Below are 20560 nucleotides of genomic sequence, written 5' to 3'. Positions count from 1 at the left end.
GTGAGGGTGCCTCTCTATTGACATCCATGGGGGGCAATTTATACGATGAAACATGAATCAGCTATCAGGTTTTGCCTGAGTGTGGATTCACGGCGCAGGCAGGCGCGGAGGAGGCGCCTGCCTGCGCTGGCATGACATGAAGCGGCTGGCATTCCAATGACAAGGCGCGCAGCGCCACCGGAGACAAGATGTCCCAGACCGACACGGGCGCACCGCCCGAAACCGGCGCAACCCGCGAGCCCGGCCACGCCGGCGGCATCTGCCCGCCCAAGACCGCGCGCGGGCAGAAGACGCGCGAGGCGCTGCTGCGCGCGGCCGAGAAGGTGTTCGGTGAGAAAGGCTATTACGCCGCGTCGATCTCCGAGATCACGCAGGAAGCCAAGGTCGCGATGGGCACCTTCTACCTGTATTTCAAGGACAAGGAAGACATCTTCCGCGCACTGGTCGCACACATGCTGGAACTGGTGCGCGCCCACCTGCGCAAGCACGTTGCCGCCGCGGCCACCCAGATGGAAGCCGAGCGCCTGGGCCTGAAGGCCTTCCTCTCGTTCGTGTCGCGCCACAAGAACCTGTATCGGATCGTGCTGGATTCGTACTCGGTCGACGAGACCATCTACAGCAGCTATTTCCAGGTGTTTGCCGAGCTCTACAGCCGACGCCTGACGCGCGCCGAAGAGCAGGGCGAGATCGTGCCCGGCGATGCCGAGGTGCGCGCCTGGTGCCTGATCGGCATCAGCAACTTCCTGGGCATGCGCTATGCGCGCTGGAAGCGCCCGCCTTCGATGGAGAAGGTGGTCGATACCGCCTTCGACCTGATCTCGCACGGCCTGCAGCCGCGATGAACGCCCACGCAGAACCCCTGGTGCAGTGGGAGCGCGCCGATGGCGTGGCGCTGCTGCGCCTGAACCGGCCGCAGCGGCACAACAGCCTGGTGCCCGAGTTGCTGGAAGCACTGCTGGCCGCGTTGGACGAGATTGAAGCCGACCCCGCGATCCATGCTGTGGTGTTGACGCATGCCGGACCGACTTTCTCCACTGGCGGCGACGTCGCGGCGTTCGCTGCGCAGGGCGATGCGATAGCCAGCTACGCCGACCGGCTGCTGGCGCTGCTGAACCGGTCGATCCTGCGACTGGCAGCGTTGCGTTGCCCGGTGGTGGCGGCGGTGGAGGGCTGGCTGACGGGCGGCTCGCTTGGCCTGGTGCTGGCGTGCGACATGGCGGTGCTGGCGCGGGATGCGCGCATCGCGCCGTACTACACGGTGGTTGGCTTCAGCCCGGACGGCGGCTGGACCGCGATGCTGCCGCAACTGGTCGGCGCGCCGCGGGCGCGCGCCTGGCAGCTGAACAATACGATCGTCGCTGCGCCGGAGGCGGCGGCGCTCGGGCTGGCGACTGCGCTGGCCGCGCCGGGTTCGGCCGAGGCCGATGCCGTGACGCTGGCGCGCGGCGTTACGCGCAAGGTGCCGGGCAGCGTGGCCCGCACGCGCGCGCTGTTGCGCTGGGACGCCGACACCCTGGCGGCCGGCCTTGAGCGAGAGCGCGCGGCCTTTGTCGCACAGATCTCCAGCGCCGAGAGCGCCGACGGCATGCGGTGCTTCCTGGCAGGGCGCGCGCGCGAATAGTCCGTATAGCATTCCCAGGCAGTTGCAGCAGGTTTCATCCAGACAAACACAAACGAGACCGAACACAGGAGACAGCAATGCAACGCAACCCACTCGCCGTACGTGCCCTGGTCATGGCCGCCGGCCTGCTTGCCGCCGGTACCGCGCTGGCCAAGGACATCCGCATCGCGCACGTCTATGACAAGACCGGCGCGCTCGAGGCCTACGCCAAGCAGACCCAGACCGGCCTGATGATGGGCCTGGAGTACGCCACCAACGGCACCATGGCCGTCAATGGCAACAAGCTGGTGGTGATCGAGAAAGACACCCAGGGCAAGCCGGACGTGGCCAAGGCCCAGCTGGCCGCCGCCTACAGCGACGACCGCGCCGATATCGCGGTCGGCCCCACCTCTTCCGGCACCGCGCTGGCGATGCTGCCGGTGGCAGAGGAATACAAGAAGGTGCTGCTGGTCGAGCCCGCGGTGGCCGACTCGATCACCGGCGACAAGTGGAACCGCTATATCTTCCGCACCGGCCGCAACTCGTCGCAGGACGCAATTTCCAACGCCGTGGCGCTGGACAAGCAGGGCGTGCAGATCGCCACGCTGGCGCAGGACTACGCCTTTGGCCGCGATGGCGTCAAGGCCTTCAAGGGCGCGCTGAAGAACGCCAAGATCGTGCATGAGGAATACCTGCCGACCAGCACCACGGACTTCACCGCCGGCGCGCAGCGGCTGTTTGATTCGCTCAAGGACAAGCCGGGCCGCAAGGTGATCTTCATTATCTGGGCCGGTGCCGGCAACCCGTTCAAGATCGCCGATCTCGATCCCAAGCGCTACGGCATCGAGATTGCCACCGGCGGCAACATCTTGCCGGCGATGGCCAGCTACAAGAACTTCCCGGGCATGGAAGGGGCCACGTACTACTACTTCGGCATTCCCAAGAACAAGGCCAATGAGTGGCTGGTGTCCAACCACTACAGCAAGTTCAAGTCGCCGCCCGACTTCTTCACGGCCGGCGGCATGACCGCGGGCATCGCGCTGGTGGAGGCGCTGAAGAAGACCAGCGGCGAGACCGGCACCGAGAAGCTGATCACGGCGATGGAGGGCATGTCGTTCGACACGCCCAAGGGCAAGATGACCTTCCGCAAGGAAGACCACCAGGCCATGCAGTCGATGTACCACTTCAAGATCAAGGTGGATCCTGCCTTCGCCTGGGGCGTGCCTGAGCTCGTGCGCGAGATCAAGCCCGAAGAGATGGCCGTGCCCGTGCGCAACCACCGCTGATGAACGCGCCAGCCTCTTTCGCGCGGTCCGCGCCGGCGCCGTCGCAGCCGGCCGCCGGGCACGCCGGCGCGACTGCCGCCGGGGCGCAGCCGCTGCTGGAAACGCGCGGCCTGACTATCCGCTTTGGCGGCCATGTGGCCGTCAATGCGGTGTCGTGCGCGTTCCGGCCCGGCGAGCTGACCTGCATCGTCGGCCCAAACGGCGCCGGCAAGACCACGTACTTCAACCTGGTCTCGGGCCAGTTGCCGCCCACGGCCGGGCAGATCCTGCTGGATGGCGAAGACGTGACGCGCCTGCCGGTGTCGCAGAAGACGCGCCGCGGCATTGGCCGCGCCTTCCAGCTGACCAGCCTGTTCCCGCAGCTGTCGGTGCTGGAGAACGTGCGGCTGGCGGTGCAGGCGCGCCAGCAGCGCGGCATCGATCTGTTCTCGATGTGGACCAGCCACCGCGACGTGCAGGCGCAGGCCATGGCGATCCTGGAGCGCGTGGCGCTGGCCGGCAAGCGCCAGCTGACGGTGGCCTCGTTGCCGCACGGCGACCAGCGCAAGCTGGAGGTCGGCATCCTGCTGGCGCTGCAGCCGCGCGTGTTCATGTTCGATGAGCCCACCGCGGGCATGAGCGTGGATGAAGTGCCGGTGATCCTTGACCTGATCCGCGAGATCCGCCAGGACCGCAGCAAGACCGTGCTGCTGGTCGAACACAAGATGGACGTGGTGCGCTCGCTGGCCGACCGCATCATCGTGCTGCACAACGGCACCCTGGTGGCCGACGGCGACCCGGCCGAGGTGATCGCCTCGCCGGTGGTGCAGCAGGCTTACCTGGGCATGCCGGAAGAGGAGGGCAGCCATGGCTGACGCACAATCAACCGGGCCAATCCTGCGGCTGCAGGGCGTGCAGACCCATATCGGCCCGTACCACATCCTGCACGGCGTGAGCTTCGAGGTGCCGCGCGGCGGCGTGACCATGCTGCTGGGGCGCAACGGCGCCGGCAAGACCACCACGCTGCGCACCATCATGGGCCTGTGGCAGGCCAGCGCCGGCAAGGTGACCTTTGACGGCACCGACATCACGCGCCACAGCACGCCCGCGATCGCGCAGGCCGGCATTGCCTACGTGCCGGAAAACATGATCGTGTTCTCCGACCTGACCGTGGCCGAGAACATGCGCCTGGCAGCGCGCACCGGCGCCATCGATGAGCGCCGGCTGGACTGGGTGTTCCGCATGTTCCCGGCGCTGAAGACCTTCTGGCAGCAGCGTGCCGGCGTGCTGTCGGGCGGGCAGAAGCAGATGCTGTCGGTGGCGCGCGCCATCATCGAGCCGCGCCAGCTGCTGATCGTCGACGAGCCCACCAAGGGCCTGGCGCCGGCCATCATCCAGAACATGATCCATGTGTTCCGCGAGCTGAAGCAGACCGAGGTGTCGATCCTGCTGGTGGAGCAGAACTTCCATATGGCGAAGTCCGTGGGGGATACGGTGGCGGTGATGGACGATGGCCGCACGGTGCACACGGGCACGATGGCGGCGCTGGCTGAAGACGACGGGCTGCAGCAGAAGCTGCTGGGGCTGTCGCTGGCGGCGCACCAGTAACGCGGGACAACACACATGACCACTTCAACGACTTTGCCGGCCGCCGCACCGTCGGACCTGCCCAAGGTCCGGCTCGACTGGACCCCGCTGGCGCTGGCACCGCTGCTGATGCTGCTGGCCTATCCGCTGGTCGGCAGCCCGTCGACCTGGCTGACGCTGACCATTGCCGGGCTCGCGATGGGGATGATCATCTTCGTCGTCTCCTCCGGACTGACGCTGGTGTTCGGCCTGATGGACGTGCTCAACTTCGGCCACGGCGCCTTTATCGCGCTGGGCGCCTACGTGGCGGCCTCGGTGCTGCTGCCGATGGCGGGCTGGGTCGAGGCCGACAGCCTGGCGCAGAACCTGGCCGTGTTTGCGCTGGCGATCGCGGCGGCCATGGTGGCCGCGGGCGCGGTCGGGCTGTTCTTCGAGCGCGTGGTGGTGCGCCCGGTCTACGGCCAGCACCTGAAGCAGATCCTGATCACGATGGGCGGCATGATCGTGGCCGAGCAGCTGATCAAGGCGATCTGGGGCCCTGAGACCATCGCGCTGCAGGTGCCCACCACCTTCCGCGGCGCGGTGCTGCTGGGCGATGCCGCCATCGAGAAGTACCGGCTGATCGCGATGGCGCTGGGGCTGGTGATCTTTATCGCCATGCTGTTGCTGCTCAACCGCACCCGCATCGGCCTGCTGATCCGCGCCGGCGTGGAGAACCGCGAGATGGTCGAGGCCCTTGGCTACCGCGTGCGGCGCCTGTTTATCGGCGTGTTCGTCGCGGGCGCGGCGCTGGCGGGGCTGGGCGGGGTGCTGTGGGGGCTGTACCAGCAGAACATCACCGCGGCGATCGGTGCGCAGGTGAATGTGCTGATCTTTATCGTCATCATCATTGGCGGGCTGGGTTCGACTACGGGCTGCTTTGTCGGTGCGCTGCTGGTGGGGCTGATGGCCAACTACACCGGCTTCCTGTTCCCTAAGGTGGCTCTGTTCTCCAACATCCTGCTGATGATGCTGGTGCTGCTGTGGCGCCCGCAGGGGCTGTTCCCGGTGGCGCGGCGCTGAGGGCAACGAACATGATCCGACTTCTCTCCGGCGACCTGCCGCGCAGCCGCGTGCTGACCGTGATCCTGCTGGTGATCCTGGTGGCGCTGGCGTGCGCGCCCTTTGCCTTCCCCGGCGCGCGTGCGCTCAACATGGCGGCCAAGATCTGCATCTTCGTGGTGCTGGTGGCCAGCTATGACCTGCTGCTGGGCTATACCGGCATCGTTTCCTTTGCCCACACCATGTTCTTCGGCATCGGCGGCTATGGCGTGGCGATTGCCATGTCGCGCATGGAGCCGGGCTGGGGTGCGCTGCTGGCCGGCACCGTCGGCGCGCTCGCGGTGTCGGCGCTGCTGGCTTTCCTGATCGGGCTGTTCTCGCTGCGGGTGCGCGCGATCTTCTTTGCCATGATCACGCTGGCGGTGGCGACCGCCTTTGCCACGCTGGTATCGCAGCTGTCGGAATGGACCGGCGGCGAGGACGGGCTGACCTTCAAGGTGCCGGAGGCGCTGCGCCCCGGCTTTACGCTGGGTGACACCGAATGGCTGGGCGTGCCGCTGAGCGGCAAGCTGCTGAGCTACTACCTGGTGTTCGCCGGCGCGGTGGTGTTGTTCCTGGCGCTGCTGCGCATCGTCAACTCGCCCTTTGGCCGGGTGCTGCAGGCGATCCGCGAGAACGATTTCCGCGCCGAGGCGATCGGCTACCGCACCGTGGTGTATCGCACCGTGTCGACGGTGCTGTCGGCGATGTTCGCCACGCTGGCGGGCGTGCTGATGGCGATCTGGCTGCGCTATAACGGGCCCGATACCTCGCTGTCGTTCGAGATCATGGTCGACATCCTGCTGATCGTGGTGATCGGCGGCATGGGCACGCTCTATGGCGCGGTGATCGGCACGGTGCTGTTCCTGGTGGCGCAGACCTACCTGCAGGACGTGATGAAACTGGCCAGCGATGCCACTGCTGCGCTGCCGCTGCTGTCTTCGCTGCTGCACCCGGACCGCTGGCTGCTGTGGCTGGGTCTGCTGTTTATCCTGAGCGTCTATTATTTCCCGCAGGGCGTGGTGGGGCGGCTGCGCGGCACCGGGCCCGTGCAGGACGTGGCAAGCTGAGCGGAGGCTAGCGCATGTACGTCATCGACTGGCTGCACAAGAACGCGCAGCATTTCCCCGACAAGGTCGCGCTGGTGGACGTGGAGAGCGGCCGCCAGGTGACCTATCGCCACTTCGACGAACGCGCCAGCCGCTTCGCGGAATACCTGCGTGACCACCTGCAACTGGCGCCGGGCACGCGCGTGGCGGTGCTGGCGCACAACAGCTCGGACTATTTCGAGATGCTGTATGGCTGCGCCAAGGCCGGCATGGTGATGGTGTGCCTGAACTGGCGCCTGCCCGCGGCGGAGTTGCTGCCGATCCTGCAGGACTGCACGCCCGAGGTGCTGGTGGCTGGCGACGGCTTCCTGGCCGTGGCCGCGGATCTGGCGCGCGCCATCCCGCTGCGCGCGGTGCTGCACCTCGCCGACGACGAGGCCGCCGACGTGCCCGGCGGCTGGACCGAGTACGAGGCGGTGCTCGACGCCGCCTCCGGCCGCATCATCGAGATGCCGTGCCGCGATGAGTCCGAGGTCTGGCACCTGCTCTATACCTCCGGCACCACCGGCAAGCCCAAGGGCGTGATCCAGACCTACGGCATGGTCTTCTTCAATGCCGTCAACGCGATGCTGGCCAACAAGATCACGCGCGACGACGTGTTCCTCAATGTGCTGCCGTTCTTCCACACCGGCGGCCTGAATCTGTATGCCAACCCGGTGCTGCATGCGGGCGGCACGGTGCACGTCATGCGGCAGTGCGAGCCGCAGGTGGTGCTGGGCAAGCTCGACCGCGCCAGCGGCGAGGGCATCACCATGTTCTTCGCGGTGCCGGCGGTCTACCTGTTCCTGAGCCAGCACCCGCGCTTCGCGCAGGCGGACTTCGCTGGCGTGCGCAATATGTCGGCGGGGGGCTCGCCGGTGCCCAGGCCGCTGCTGGAGGCCTACCTGGCCAAGGGCGTGACCATCTGCTTTGGCTTTGGCATGACCGAGACCGGCCCCACGGTCTTTGTCTGCGACGAGGACACCGCGCGCCGCAAGATCGGCACCATCGGCAAGCCGGTGGGGTCGATGCTGACGCGCATCGTCGATGCGCTGGGGGCGGACGTGGGCCCGGGCGAGCGTGGCGAACTGCTGATCAAGGGCCCCGGCGTGACGCCAGGCTACTGGAACCTGCCCGAGGCCACCGCGGCCGCGATCCGTGATGGCTGGCTGCATTCCGGCGATATCGCCTACCGCGACGAGGACGGCGACTACTACATCGTCGACCGGGCCAAGGACATGTTTATCTCGGGCGGCGAGAACGTCTACCCGGCCGAAGTCGAGAACGTGCTGTTCCAGCTGCCGGGCGTGGCCGAGGCCGCCGTGATCGGCGCGCCGGATGCACGCTGGGGCGAGGTCGGCATCGCGCTGGTGGTGCTGCGCCCAGGCGCCACCCTGGAGGCCGATGCCGTGATCGCCCACTGCAAGGCGCAGCTGGCCGGCTACAAGGTGCCGCGCCATGTGCGCTTTCTCGATGCGCTGCCGCGCACGCCGTCCGGCAAGGTGGAAAAGCACAAACTGCGCGCAAAGTTCTCTGGCTGAGGCGCATGGCCGTGCCAGCGGTTGCCGTGTTTTCGATTTCCGCAGTTCGCAGTCTCCGCAGTCCTCGATCTGAAGACAACTCGACAGCCCCGGCTATCCGGGTGCGACAGGAGGAGGTTGACATGCATTCCACGCAGATCCCGCCGCAGCAGAAACGCCGCCTCAGGCTCACGGTGCTGGCGGCCGCCGCATCGATGCTGGCCGCCGCGTGCGGCTCGGGCGATGACAACAACGGCAACGGCAGCAACCCCAACACCAAGCCGGCGAATATCGGCACGGTCACCATCAACAGCTACAACGGCACCACCGACGACCTGCTGACCGCGGGCCTGGGCAAGGACGGCCTGGCCAGCGCCACCGCGCCACTGCCGGCCAACCCCACCGCGCCGACCGCGGCGGAGTTGCGGCGCTACGCGATCCATACCAACTATCGTGCCATCGTCGACACCACCGCCAGCGGCGGCTACGGCTCGCTCTACGGCCCCAATGTCGACGCGCAGGGCAATGTCACCGGCTCCGAAGGCAAGGTGGCCGGCGTGGAGTACCTGGCCTTTTCGGACGATGGCTCGGGCCAGCAGAACGTGACCATGCTGGTGCAGATCCCCGCGTCGTTCAACACGTCGAAGCCATGCGTGATCACCGCCACCTCGTCCGGTTCGCGCGGCGTCTATGGCGCCATCGCCACCGGCGAGTGGGGCCTGAAGCGCGGCTGCGCGGTGGCCTATACCGACAAGGGCACCGGCGCCGCGCCGCATGACCTGGATACCGACACCGTGCCGCTGATCGACGGCACCCGCGCCACGCGCGCGGCGGCCGGCAAGAACGCGCAGTTTGCCGCGCCGGCGGGGGCCACCTCGCTGGCGGACTTCACCGCTGCCAACCCGCACCGGCTGGCGTTCAAGCACGCGCATTCGCAGCGCAACCCGGAGAAGGACTGGGGCAAGTTCACGCTGCAGGCGGTGGAATTTGCGATCTGGGCGATCAATGACCGCTTCGGCGCCGTGTCGACCAACGGCACCCGCCAGCGCACCCTGGACAAGGACAAGATCGTGGTGATCGCCTCCAGCGTGTCCAACGGCGGCGGTGCCGCAGTGGCGGCGGCCGAGCAGGATGCCGGCGGGCTGATCGACGGCGTGGCGGTGGGCGAGCCCAACCTGAACATGCCGCCCAATACCGGCATCGTGGTGCAACGCGGCGCGACGCCGGTGGCGGCTTCGGGCCGCACGCTGTACGACTACACCACCACGGCCAACCTGCTGCAGCACTGCGCCGCGCGGGCCACCGCGCTGACCCAGGCGCCGTTCTACACCAACCCCGCCACGGCGACGTTCTTTGCCAACCGCTGCCAGACGCTGGCGGAAAAGGGCCTGGTGAGCGGCTTGAACACGGACGAACAAAGCGCCAGCGCCCTGCAGGCGCTGCGTGCCGCCGGCTGGGAAGCGGAATCGGACGATCTGCACCCGTCGCTGGCCGTGTTTGACGTGGCCGCCGCGATCTCGGTCAACTATGCCAATGCCTATGCGCAGGCCAGCGTCACCGACCGGCTGTGCGGCTACAGCTTTGCCAGCACGCTGACCGACCTGAAGCCCGCGGCAATCGCGCCGGCGGCGCTGGCGTCGATGTTCGCCACCGGCAACGGCGTGCCGCCGCAGCCGCCGGTCCAGTTGATCAATGACCTCGATCCGCAGCATGGCCCGTTCCTGAACCTGGCGTCGGTTTCACCCTTGACGCTGCGTGAAGACCTGAACTACGACGGCGCCAACTGCCTGCGCAGCCTGCTGGCCGGCTCCGACGCCGCGGCGCGCGCCTTGCAGGCCGGCCAGGCGCTGACGCTGCGCAACGGCAACCTGCGCGGCAAGCCGGCGGTGATCGTGCACGGGCGCAGCGATGGGCTGCTGCCGGTCAACCATACCTCGCGCCCGTATCTCGGGCTGAACCGGCAGCAGGAGGGGGTGACCAGCAAGCTGTCATACGTGGAGGTCGAGAACGCCCAGCACTTCGATGCCTTCATCGGGCTGGTGCCGGGCTACAGCAACCGCTACGTGCCGCTGCACGTCTACCTGAACCGGGCGCTGGATGCGGTCTACGACAACCTCACCGCGGGCAAGGCGCTGCCGCCGTCGCAGGTGCTGCGCACCACGCCGCGCGGCGGCACCCTAAACACGCCAGCGCCGACGCTGCTGCCGTCCAACGTGCCGCCGTTCGCCGCATCGCCTGCGGCCGGCAACGCGATTACCGTCAACGCTAACACCGTACAGGTGCCTGACTGATGAACGATGCCCTGCCGCGCGTGCTGTCGCAGCGCGACTTTGACCGCTTCGCCGCCTTGTCGCACGACGACAACCCGATCCACTGCGATCCGGCCTTTGCCCGTGGCACGCATTTCGGCGCCACCGTGGCGCACGGCATGTTCCTGTTTTCGCTGCTGTGCGCTCATACCTGGCGGCGTCTGCCCGAGCCGGCGTTGCCGGTCGGGCAGACGCTGATGTTCCCGACGCCGGCCTTCGTTGGCGATACGGTGCAGATCGCGCTGGCGCCGCAGCCCGCGCCGGCCGGACTGGCGGGCTACGGCACGACCGTGGGCAGCGCGGGCGGGCCGGGCGAGGCGCCGCGCGTCACGGCCGTGGGCGAATCGCTCTGGCTGCCGGATGCCGGGCCGGACGCACTGGCCCGGCTGCCCGGCGAGGCGGCGCAGGCGCCAGAGGCGGGCGACGCCATCCTGTACGGCCTGCGCCCCGGTCAGGAAGCCAGTGCGGTACGCGCCTTCGCGCAGGCCGACCTGGACGAGTACATCACCCTGACCGGCGACGCCAACCCCTACCACGCCGATCCGGCCTTTGCCCGCGCGCGCGGGTTTGGCGGGCCGGTGGTGCCGCTGCCGCTGCTGGCCGGCATGTTCTCGGACCTGCTTGGCACGCGGCTGCCCGGACGGGGCACGGGGTGGATGAAGCAGTCGCTGCGCCTCGCTTCTGCCGCGCGGCTGGATGAGCCGCTGACGGCATGCGTGCGCATCGTGCGGCTGCGTGCCGGCAAGGACCTGGTCAACCTGGCCAGCGTGGTCACGGGCGCGGACGGGCGCGTGGTGGTGCAGGGCGAGTCACTGGTGCTGGTGCGCAATCTGGCGGACAAGGGCGCTGACCGCGCCGCCTAGCTGCATATCGCTTGCTGCACTTGTGAGCGTGGGAGCCGGGGTTGTCGACATAGCGGCTGATCGGGGTCATTGCGTGCCGGCGCGGCCTTGAAATGTCGCGACAAAGCCTTATCTTTCGGAAAGACATCCAGTGTCCGGCAGGGCAGACGGGCGCTCCGGCAGCGAAGACCGGCGCCGACGCCCCCGCATCAGGACACGACCTTATCCGAGAGAGGGATTCCTTATGCGTCTTGACAAGCTGACCACCCGGTTCCAGGAAGCGCTGGCTGATGCGCAAAGCCTGGCACTGGGCAACGACAACCAATACATCGAACCGCAGCACCTGCTGCGCGCGCTGCTGGCGCAGGACGACGGCGCCGCCAAGGCGCTGCTGGCGCGCGCCGGCGTCAACGTGCAGGGCCTGCAGACCGCGCTGGACGCCGCCATCAAGCGCCTGCCGCAAGTGCAGGGCACCAGCGAGGTCCAGATCGGCCGCGACCTAGTGAACCTGCTCAACGCCACCGAGAAGGAAGCCATCAAGCGCGGCGACCAGTTCATCGCCAGCGAGCTGTTCCTGCTGGCCGTCGCCGACGACAAGGGCGACGCCGGCCGCATCGCGCGTGAAAACGGCCTGAACCGCAAGTCGCTCGAGTCGGCCATCCAGGCCGTGCGCGGCGGCGATTCGGTCAACAGCGCGGAGGCCGAGGGCCAGCGCGAGGCGCTCAAGAAGTACACCGTCGACCTGACCGAGCGTGCCCGCATCGGCAAGCTCGATCCCGTGATCGGCCGCGACGACGAGATCCGCCGCGCCATCCAGATCCTGCAGCGCCGCACCAAGAACAACCCGGTGCTGATCGGCGAGCCGGGCGTGGGCAAGACTGCCATCGTCGAAGGCCTGGCGCAGCGCATCGTCAACGGCGAGGTGCCCGAGAGCCTGAAGAACAAGCGCGTGCTGGTGCTGGACATGGCCGGCCTGCTGGCCGGCGCCAAGTACCGCGGCGAGTTCGAGGAACGCCTGAAGGCGGTGCTCAATGACGTCGCCAAGGACGAGGGCCAGACCATCGTCTTCATCGACGAGATCCACACCATGGTCGGCGCCGGCAAGGCCGAGGGCGCAATCGATGCGGGCAACATGCTCAAGCCGGCGCTCGCGCGCGGCGAGCTGCACTGCATCGGTGCCACCACGCTGAACGAGTACCGAAAGTACATCGAGAAAGACGCCGCGCTGGAGCGCCGCTTCCAGAAGGTGCTGGTGGATGAGCCGAGCGTTGAGGCCACCATTGCCATCCTGCGCGGGCTGCAGGAAAAGTATGAGCTGCACCACGGCGTGGAGATCACCGACCCGGCCATCGTCGCCGCGGCGGAGCTGTCGCATCGCTATATCACCGACCGCTTCCTGCCCGACAAGGCGATCGACCTGATCGACGAGGCGGGCGCGCGCATCAAGATGGAAATCGATTCCAAGCCGGAGTCGATGGACAAGCTCGAGCGCCGCACCATCCAGCTGAAGATCGAGCGCGAGGCGGTCAAGAAAGAGACCGACGAGGCGTCGATGAAGCGCCTGGAGCTGATCGAGCAGGAAATCGCGCGCCTGGAGAAGGAATACGCCGACCTGGACGAGATCTGGAAGGCCGAGAAGGGCGCCGCGCAGGGCACGGCCGCGCTCAAGGAAGAGATCGAGAAGATCAAGCTGGAAATCGCCAAGCTGCAGCGTGAAGGCAAGCTGGACAAGGTCGCCGAGCTGCAATACGGCAAGCTGCCGGGGCTGGAAGGCAAGCTCAAGGCCGCGACCGACGCCGAGGCCAGCGAGCAGAAGCAGCCCAACAAGCTGCTGCGCACGCAGGTGGGCGCCGAGGAAATCGCCGAAGTGGTGAGCCGCGCCACCGGTATCCCGGTATCGAAGATGATGCAGGGCGAGCGCGAGAAGCTGCTGAAGATGGAAGACCGCCTGCATGCGCGCGTGGTGGGCCAGGACGAAGCCGTGCGGCTGGTGTCCGATGCCATCCGCCGTTCGCGTGCCGGGCTGGCGGACGAGAACAGGCCCTATGGCTCGTTCCTGTTCCTGGGCCCGACCGGCGTCGGCAAGACCGAGCTGTGCAAGGCCCTGGCCGAGTTCATGTTCGATTCGGAAGAGCATCTGATCCGCATCGACATGAGCGAGTTCATGGAGAAGCACAGCGTCAGCCGCCTGATCGGCGCGCCGCCGGGATACGTGGGCTACGAGGAAGGCGGCTACCTGACCGAGGCCGTGCGCCGCAAGCCGTACAGCGTGGTGCTGCTCGATGAAGTCGAGAAGGCCCACCCGGACGTCTTCAACGTGCTGCTGCAGGTGCTGGACGACGGCCGCCTGACCGATGGCCAGGGCCGCACGGTGGACTTCAAGAACACGGTGATCGTGATGACGTCCAACCTGGGTTCGCAGATCATCCAGTCGATGGTCGGCGAGCCGCAGGAAGCGATCAAGGGCGCGGTCTGGCAGGAAGTGCGCACGCATTTCCGGCCGGAGTTCCTGAACCGGATTGATGAAGTGGTGGTGTTCCACGCGCTGGACCAGAAGCATATCGAGTCGATCGCGCGCATCCAGTTGCAACGTCTGCAGGCCCGCCTGGCCCGCATGGACATGACGCTGGAGGTGAGCGAGACGGCGCTGGAGAAGATCGCCAGCGCAGGCTACGACCCGGTGTTTGGCGCGCGTCCGCTCAAGCGGGCGATCCAGCAGCAGATCGAGAACCCGGTGGCGCGGGCGATCCTGGAAGGCAAGTTCGCCGCCAAGGATGTGGTGCCGGTGGATTATGTCGATGGCGAGTTCACGTTCGGGCCGATGCTGCATTGAGCGAAGGCCCGGCGACTGACCGGATCGCCACGCACTTGATATTGGTCAAGCCGCGCCAGCGGCCTGGCCGATAAGATTCGTCCTGTCATGGAGATGCGGGGGCGCTCTTCATGACTTGTCTACCCGTTTCCAGAATGGAAACTTCGCCCGCACCGGCTTGCCGGTGCGGGCGTTTTCTTTTGGCGCCCGGCAAGTGATGTGTAGGTTACGCATGCCGATAGGAATCGATGTGCAGAACAACGTGCCGCCAGCTGGCGCGGGGGAAGCCAATTCGTGACCCGAAGTGTTTCGCGTGCCTGAGCGATGGCCTGCACGGCGTTGATATTCACTGGCTGCGCGCGGGCGGGGAGCCGTCCTGGCAGCCCGAAAGCGGCGTCACGAAATCGATACATCAGCGGCGGTATGAAGTCGCTGAACTACACAGGGGGGCGAACATCATGCCGGCTAAAGGCGATGGCCGCCCCTCTGGCGGCGGAGCGGAAACTTGCGGCATGACTTTCCCGCGCCAGTGGCAGCAGACATCGCAGTCGGCTAGCGCGGAGGCAACCGGTGTCGCGGCGCGGGGGGCATGGCATTGGAAGGCAGGCTACGCAATTGAAAGGACCTTCACAGTGCGTTCGGACTTTGCTGATTGATTTCCGTAGTCTTCTGCGAATAAATGGTCGAGCGCGAACGGGCAAACGAAAAACCAAAAGGGACCGATATGCAAGACAACGTGCTGCCAACTGGCGCAGCGGGAGCCAAGTCATGAATCGAAGTGTCGCGTGCGTCTGCGCCTGCGCCATGGCTGGCCTGGCGTTGATATTCACTGGCTGCGCAGGCGGGGAGCCGTCCTGGCAGCCCGAAAGCCGAGCCCCGAAATCGAAGTACATCAGCGGGGGGATGAAGGCGCTGAACTACACCCCTTACTACATTCATTCCTTCGAAGTTGAAGGTCCTGGCGAGGTCGGTGGTGGTGGCCCGAACATCATGCCGGCCGAATCCGATGGGCACCCATCGGGGGGAGGAAAAGAAAGCTGCTGCATGACTTTCCCGCGCCAGTGGCAGCCCGATCTGCGCGTTACCGTGCGTTGGCTGGTTGAGAAGGTGAGGGACGGCAAGACCCCAGGTTACTGGTACAAGGCCGAGAACGTACGTATCGCCCAATACGACGGTTCGCAAACCGGTGGTGCGTGGGCCATCTTCCTACCCGGCGATCGCGTCAGGCTGATGATTGTGGACGGCAATCACGATGGTGGAAACAACGTCAACAATCGACCGGCAGACGATGATCCTCTTATTGCCCAAGGCGTGCGCGATGACGAATGGAATCTGAAGTACCGCCGGGGAGGTCTCAGATGACGGTAGTGCCATGTGAGGGAACTGAGCCGGGCGGTATGCAGAATAACGTGCTGCCAACTGTCGCAGCGGGAGCCAAGTCATGAATCGAAGTGTCGCCTGCGTCTGTGCTATGGCGGGTCTGGCGTTGATATTCACTGGCTGTGCAGGCGGTGAGCCGTCCTGGCAGCCCGAAAGCCAAGCCTCGAAATCGAAGTACATCAGCGGCGGCATGAAGGCACTGAACTATACCGCGTACTACATCCATTCTTTTGAAGTGGATGGCCCAGGAGAAGTCGGCGGAGGCGGACCGAACATCATGCCAGCCGAATCAGATGGGCACCCATCGGGGGGAGGTAAAGAAAGCTGTTGCATGACTTTCCCGCGCCAGTGGCAGCCCGATCTGCGCGTTACCGTGCGTTGGCTGGTTGAAAAGGTGAAGGACGGCAAGACTCCAGGCTATTGGTACAAGGCCGAGAACGTTCGTATCGCGCAGTACGACGGCAAGGAAACTTATGGTGCCTGGGCCATCTTCCTGCCGGGCGATCGGGTTCGGATCATGGTCTCGGACGGAACGACCAGCCCGCGGGAAAATCTTCCCAATGACAGTCCTTTTGTTGCCCAAGGCGTGCGCGACGACGAGTGGAATGTCAAATACCGCCGGGGAGGTCTCAAATGACGGTAGTGCAATGGCCGGAACTGATGCCGGAAGGGGCGCTTGAACAATAAATCGTGACGAGACTCGCGTTTCAAGACTCACACCAAGGCGGCGCGCTTGTTCATGTGGCAAGAGAAGAGCAGACATCGCGGTCGGCTAGCGCGGAGGCAACCGGTGTCGCGGCGCGCGGGGGGCATGGCATTGGAAGGCAGGCTGCGCAATTGAAAGGACCTTCACAGTGCGCTCGGACTTTGCTGATTGATTTCCGTAGTCTTCTGCGAATAATTGGTCGAGCGCGAATGCGCAAACGAAAAACCAAAAGGGACCGATATGCAGAACAACGTGCTGTCAACTGGCGCGGCGGGAGCCAAGTCATGAATCGAAGTGTCGCCTGCGTCTGCGCTATGGCTGGCCTGGCGTTGATATTCACTGGCTGTGCGGGCGGTGAGCCGTCCTGGCAGCCCGAAAGCCGAGCCTCGACATCGAAGTACATCAGCGGCGGCATGAAGGCGCTGAACTACACCCCTTACTACATTCATTCCTTCGAAGTTGAAGGTCCTGGCGAGGTCGGTGGTGGTGGCCCGAACATCATGCCGGCCAAGAGCGATGGCCGCCCCTCTGGCGGCGGGGCGGAAACTTGCTGCATGACCTTTCCGCGCCAATGGCAGCCCGATCTTCGTGTCACCGTGCGCTGGCTCGTGGAGAAGGTCAAGGACGGCAAGACCCCAGGCTATTGGTACAAGGCCGAAAACGTTCATATCGCGCAGTACGACGGCAAGGAAACGTATGGTGCCTGGGCCATCTTCCTGCCGGGCGATCGGGTTCGGATCATGGTCTCGGACGGAACGACCAGCCCGCGGGAAATGCTTCCCGACGACAGTCCTTTTGTTGCCCAAGGCGTGCGTGACGACGAATGGAATCTTAAATACCGACGGGGAGGTCTGAAATGACGGTGGTGAAATGGCCCGACATGATGCCTGAAGGCGGCCGACTGGCGCAAAGTAAGGACGCCTGGGCATGGGGCGAGGGGACCGTGACAGACCCATTGTGTGAATGTCCCCAGACCATTCATATCAATCTGTTCTTCGACGGCACCAATAATAACGACGACAGGAACAACAGGAAGTGGCGAGACTCGCTATTCAAGACCCATACCAATGTGGCGCGCTTGTATAGCGTTGCAAGGGACAAGCCGGATAGAGGTATTTTTTCGTTCTACATCCCGGGGGTGGGTACCCCGTTCCCCGAGTTAGGGGAACTCGACTATTCCTCGAACGGCAAAGCTCTGGCCAAAGGCTTCGACCAGCGCTGCGTCTGGGGAATGATTCGCGTACTCAACGCGGTGCACTACGCGATCACCAGAGATAACAAGAAATCGTTGATTTCAGACGACAACGCCAAAGTCATCTGCGACGCCGTGGCAAAAGGCAACACTTCTAAACTGATGGACAAGATCCGCGTGCTGGGCATCTTCCACAGCAACCGCTTCGATGACGGTCCGCAGAGCCGGATGATCAAGAAGATCTGGATCAACGTCTTCGGCTTTTCGCGCGGGGCCGCGTCCGCCCGTGTCTTTGTCAGCAAGCTGATTAAGGAATGGGCGCCTGGCGGGCGGATCAGCGAGCAAACCGGGCGGCGCGCGTTACCCTATGAGGTCAACTTCCTCGGGCTCTTTGACACGGTCGCCTCGGTGGGCCTGCCCGATTCGACTCGCGCCACGGTCGACCTGGATATGTTTGACGGGCATTTCCGCTTTGCCCGCGACGGCGCGCTGAATATACCCAAAGAAGTTCGCAGGTGCGCCCACTTCTACTCGATCCACGAGCAGCGCATGAGTTTTCCGCTCGACACTATCCGGATCGATGAAAGCTACCCCCAGACGCGGGGCCGCTGGGAGGTGGGTTATCCCGGCGTGCACTCCGACGTGGGCGGCGGCTATGCTCCCAACGAGCAGGGCAAGGCGCGTGACGGCGATAGCAGCAAGCTCAGCCAGATTCCCCTGCATGACATGTACATCGCTGCGCTCAAGAGCGGCGTACCGCTGATGCTCGAGGAAGAGATTCGGAATTCCACTGCCCTGTCCGAAGATTTTGCGATCCACCCGGCGACGGTGGCAGCGTTCAACGACTGGCGCCGCACTCTTTTCAACGTATCCAGCGTGGAAGAGGCCTTGCGCTTTGGTATGGGGCAGCTGCTGAGCTGGCGTACCTTGCGCGCGCAAGTTGGCACCGGCCAGTATGTCACCGAGCGCACCTTTTTCCAGGCAGCGCCCGAGGATGCCAAGACGCCGCGCAAGATCACGCTGGGTGTACAGGAGGCCGAACGAGACGACCCGGAATGCCAGCGCCTGAAGGCCGAGATCGCCCGGTTGGAGCGGGAGCGATCCGACGCACGAAACCCGGATGATTTTCTAGCCAGTCACCGGCAGATCCTGGAACTCTCGGAGGAGATCGAGGCCAACAGGGCATTGCTGCAGCGTCGACGGGAGGTGCTATATGGCCAGCAAGCCGGAAAGCCAGCACCCGCCCGGCCCGGGGAAGGCGCGGATGAGACTGTCACGAACGACAAGAGCGACCTGTGCGAGGGCGCCGAGCAAATGCGGCTGCTGCTCGGCTATTTGTATCCCGACCAATTGGCTCGCTGGCAGGTAGACCGGCAGGAATTTGCCTGGCACCCGGCTGACAACCAGCCCCAGCGGGCGCCGGTGCTTTCCGTCAGGCACGAGCAGCCCAGCGCAGACACACCGCGCGTCACGTTGGCTGGCAGCGGCTTTCTGTTCCATTCGGCGCGCACGACGATTGTTCAGTCCTGGAATCCGGATGACGACGTGCTGGCGGCCCCCATGGCGGGTGTTGTGTCGTTCCTGAAGCAGCATACGTCGCCCGAGGCTGTGGCGCGCCTGGACAAGGTCGCGATCGCGCTCTACGACGATTACGTGCACGACAGCCGGATCTGGTTCCGCATCCCGTTCTTCAATGAATATGCGCCGGGCGGCTATGGCTGGCCACGGGTGATATTCACCGGCAGAGACCAGCGTAGGCCCTATCTGGCACTTGCACCGGCGACGAATCTGCCGGCTGCGAACGAGGGGCTCGCGGTGGCCTAGCGTAGGGGCACTACGCCAGCTAGTGCTGGCGCCCCTATGCCCATTTTGCGTAGCGAATACGCCACCTTCGAATGCCCTCGCGCCGTCCGCGCCTGATGTCCCCCGTGCGCCGGCATGTCCATATTTCCGTCCGATCTTATGCAAAAAACGGCAAAGGATCGGCGAAACCATTCGTTCCGTTCAGATAGCCCCCTCGGTAGTCTTGCTCCTGACACAGAGTCCGCCCGCCACGGCGGACAAAGCAAACAGCGCCCCGAGCGCATTCACGACACTGACGGGAGCAACACAAGATGATCCGCAAACTGGCTATCAGCCTGGCCGTACTTGGCGCCCTGAGCGCGGCGCAGACCGCAGCGGCCGCCAACCTGCTGAATGTTTCCTACGATCCGACGCGCGAGTTGTATGTCGATGTCAATGCCGCCTTTGCCAAGGCCTGGAAGGCCCAGGGCGGCGACGCCCTGAACGTGCGCCAGTCGCACGGCGGCTCGGGCAAGCAGGCGCGCTCGGTGATCGATGGGCTGGATGCCGACGTGGTCACGCTGGCGCTGGGCTATGACATCGACGCCATCGCGGACAAGGGCCTGATCAAGCCGGACTGGCAGAAGCGCCTGCCGCACAACGCCTCGCCGTACACCTCGACCATCGTGTTCCTGGTGCGCAAGGGCAACCCCAAGGGCATCAAGGACTGGGGCGATCTGGTCAAGCCGGGCGTGCAGGTGATTACGCCAAATCCCAAGACCAGCGGCGGCGCGCGTTGGAACTACCTGGCGGCGTGGGGCTATGCGCTGCGCCAGCCGGGCGGCAATGACGTCAAGGCGCGCGAGTTCGTGGGCGAGCTGCTCAAGCATGTGCCGGTGCTGGATTCCGGCGCGCGCGGCGCCACCACCACCTTTGTCGAGCGCAACCTGGGCGATGTGCTGATCGCGTGGGAGAACGAAGCCATCCTGGCCATCAAGGAGCTGGGTCCGGACAAGTTCGATATCGTCGCGCCGTCGGTGTCGATCCTGGCCGAGCCGCCGGTGGCCGTGGTCGACAAGGTGGTCGACAAGAAGGGCACGCGCAAGGCGGCCGAGGCCTACCTGCAGTTCCTCTACACCGATGAAGGCCAGGAGATCGCGGCCAAGAACTACTACCGCCCGATCTCGCAGAAGGTGGCGGCCAAGTACGCGGCCAACTTCCCCAAGGTGAAGCTGTTCACCATCGATGAAGTGTTCGGCGGCTGGCAGAAGGCGCAAAAGACCCACTTCGCCGATGGCGGTTCGTTCGACCAGATTTATCAGCCCGGCAAGAAATAACCCACGAGACCGGCGGGCCGGGGCCGCGTGGGGCGGCCGCGGCGCCGACCGGCCCACCAA

At 65.4% G+C, this 20560-nt stretch carries 16 protein-coding genes; all 16 read left to right on the top strand.

Features of this window, described 5'->3' with window-relative positions; translation table 11 throughout:
- Positions 1 to 188: 188 nt before the first annotated feature.
- The 16 genes from ACW4E8_RS13690 (at position 189) to ACW4E8_RS13615 (ending at position 20500) form a co-directional block, all read left to right on the top strand.
- Positions 189 to 842, top strand: coding sequence for a TetR/AcrR family transcriptional regulator (locus ACW4E8_RS13690; RefSeq protein ID WP_010810482.1), 654 nt, complete (start codon positions 189 to 191; stop codon positions 840 to 842).
- Positions 839 to 1621 carry an enoyl-CoA hydratase/isomerase family protein gene (locus ACW4E8_RS13685; RefSeq protein ID WP_456805005.1) on the top strand — a complete coding sequence of 261 codons (783 nt, stop codon included), beginning with the start codon at positions 839 to 841 and terminating at the stop codon, positions 1619 to 1621. Before ACW4E8_RS13690 ends, ACW4E8_RS13685 begins: the two co-directional genes overlap by 4 nt.
- Before the next feature lie 77 nt (positions 1622 to 1698).
- Positions 1699 to 2886: a substrate-binding domain-containing protein gene (locus tag ACW4E8_RS13680; RefSeq protein ID WP_456805004.1), complete on the top strand. Its 1188-nt coding sequence runs from the start codon at positions 1699 to 1701 to the stop codon at positions 2884 to 2886.
- Between the two features lie 92 nt (positions 2887 to 2978).
- Positions 2979 to 3740 (top strand): ABC transporter ATP-binding protein, encoded by a 762-nt coding sequence (locus ACW4E8_RS13675; protein ID WP_041227982.1) that lies wholly within the window; start codon positions 2979 to 2981, stop codon positions 3738 to 3740.
- Positions 3733 to 4473, top strand: coding sequence for an ABC transporter ATP-binding protein (locus ACW4E8_RS13670; RefSeq protein ID WP_456805003.1), 741 nt, complete (start codon positions 3733 to 3735; stop codon positions 4471 to 4473). The genes ACW4E8_RS13675 and ACW4E8_RS13670 overlap by 8 nt, the downstream gene beginning before the upstream one ends.
- Before the next feature lie 15 nt (positions 4474 to 4488).
- Positions 4489 to 5514 carry a branched-chain amino acid ABC transporter permease gene (locus ACW4E8_RS13665; RefSeq protein WP_010810487.1) on the top strand — a complete coding sequence of 342 codons (1026 nt, stop codon included), beginning with the start codon at positions 4489 to 4491 and terminating at the stop codon, positions 5512 to 5514.
- Between the two features lie 11 nt (positions 5515 to 5525).
- The gene (locus ACW4E8_RS13660) at positions 5526 to 6602 is read left to right on the top strand and encodes a branched-chain amino acid ABC transporter permease (protein WP_456805002.1); all 1077 of its coding nucleotides are present in this window, start codon (positions 5526 to 5528) and stop codon (positions 6600 to 6602) included.
- Positions 6603 to 6616: 14 nt separating this feature from the next.
- On the top strand, positions 6617 to 8161 hold the full coding sequence (locus ACW4E8_RS13655; protein ID WP_456805001.1) for an acyl-CoA synthetase: 1545 nt from the start codon (positions 6617 to 6619) through the stop codon (positions 8159 to 8161).
- A gap of 122 nt (positions 8162 to 8283) precedes the next feature.
- On the top strand, positions 8284 to 10431 hold the full coding sequence (gene phaZ2 / locus ACW4E8_RS13650) for a D-(-)-3-hydroxybutyrate oligomer hydrolase (RefSeq protein ID WP_456805000.1): 2148 nt from the start codon (positions 8284 to 8286) through the stop codon (positions 10429 to 10431).
- Entirely contained in the window at positions 10431 to 11312 is an 882-nt protein-coding gene (locus tag ACW4E8_RS13645) for a MaoC/PaaZ C-terminal domain-containing protein (protein ID WP_456804999.1), read from the top strand. The genes phaZ2 and ACW4E8_RS13645 overlap by 1 nt, the downstream gene beginning before the upstream one ends.
- A 223-nt stretch (positions 11313 to 11535) precedes the next feature.
- Positions 11536 to 14124 carry an ATP-dependent chaperone ClpB gene (clpB, locus tag ACW4E8_RS13640; RefSeq protein WP_456804998.1) on the top strand — a complete coding sequence of 863 codons (2589 nt, stop codon included), beginning with the start codon at positions 11536 to 11538 and terminating at the stop codon, positions 14122 to 14124.
- A 747-nt stretch (positions 14125 to 14871) separates the two neighbouring features.
- A complete protein-coding gene (locus ACW4E8_RS13635) occupies positions 14872 to 15465 on the top strand; it encodes a DUF3304 domain-containing protein (protein ID WP_456804997.1) in 594 nt (197 codons plus the stop codon).
- Positions 15466 to 15544: 79 nt separating this feature from the next.
- Positions 15545 to 16120, top strand: coding sequence for a DUF3304 domain-containing protein (locus ACW4E8_RS13630; RefSeq protein WP_456804996.1), 576 nt, complete (start codon positions 15545 to 15547; stop codon positions 16118 to 16120).
- A 353-nt stretch (positions 16121 to 16473) separates the two neighbouring features.
- Positions 16474 to 17049, top strand: a complete 576-nt coding sequence (locus ACW4E8_RS13625; RefSeq protein ID WP_456804995.1) for a DUF3304 domain-containing protein — start codon at positions 16474 to 16476, stop codon at positions 17047 to 17049.
- Positions 17046 to 19205: a phospholipase effector Tle1 domain-containing protein gene (locus tag ACW4E8_RS13620; RefSeq protein WP_456804994.1), complete on the top strand. Its 2160-nt coding sequence runs from the start codon at positions 17046 to 17048 to the stop codon at positions 19203 to 19205. The genes ACW4E8_RS13625 and ACW4E8_RS13620 overlap by 4 nt, the downstream gene beginning before the upstream one ends.
- Before the next feature lie 290 nt (positions 19206 to 19495).
- Complete coding sequence (locus ACW4E8_RS13615; protein WP_456804993.1) at positions 19496 to 20500, top strand: sulfate ABC transporter substrate-binding protein; 1005 nt, start codon at positions 19496 to 19498, stop codon at positions 20498 to 20500.
- Positions 20501 to 20560 lie beyond the last annotated feature (60 nt).

This window comes from Cupriavidus sp. CP313 (assembly GCF_054072015.1).
Note: the sequence above shows the minus strand (reverse complement) of the source record. Positions and strands in the feature narration are given on the sequence as shown.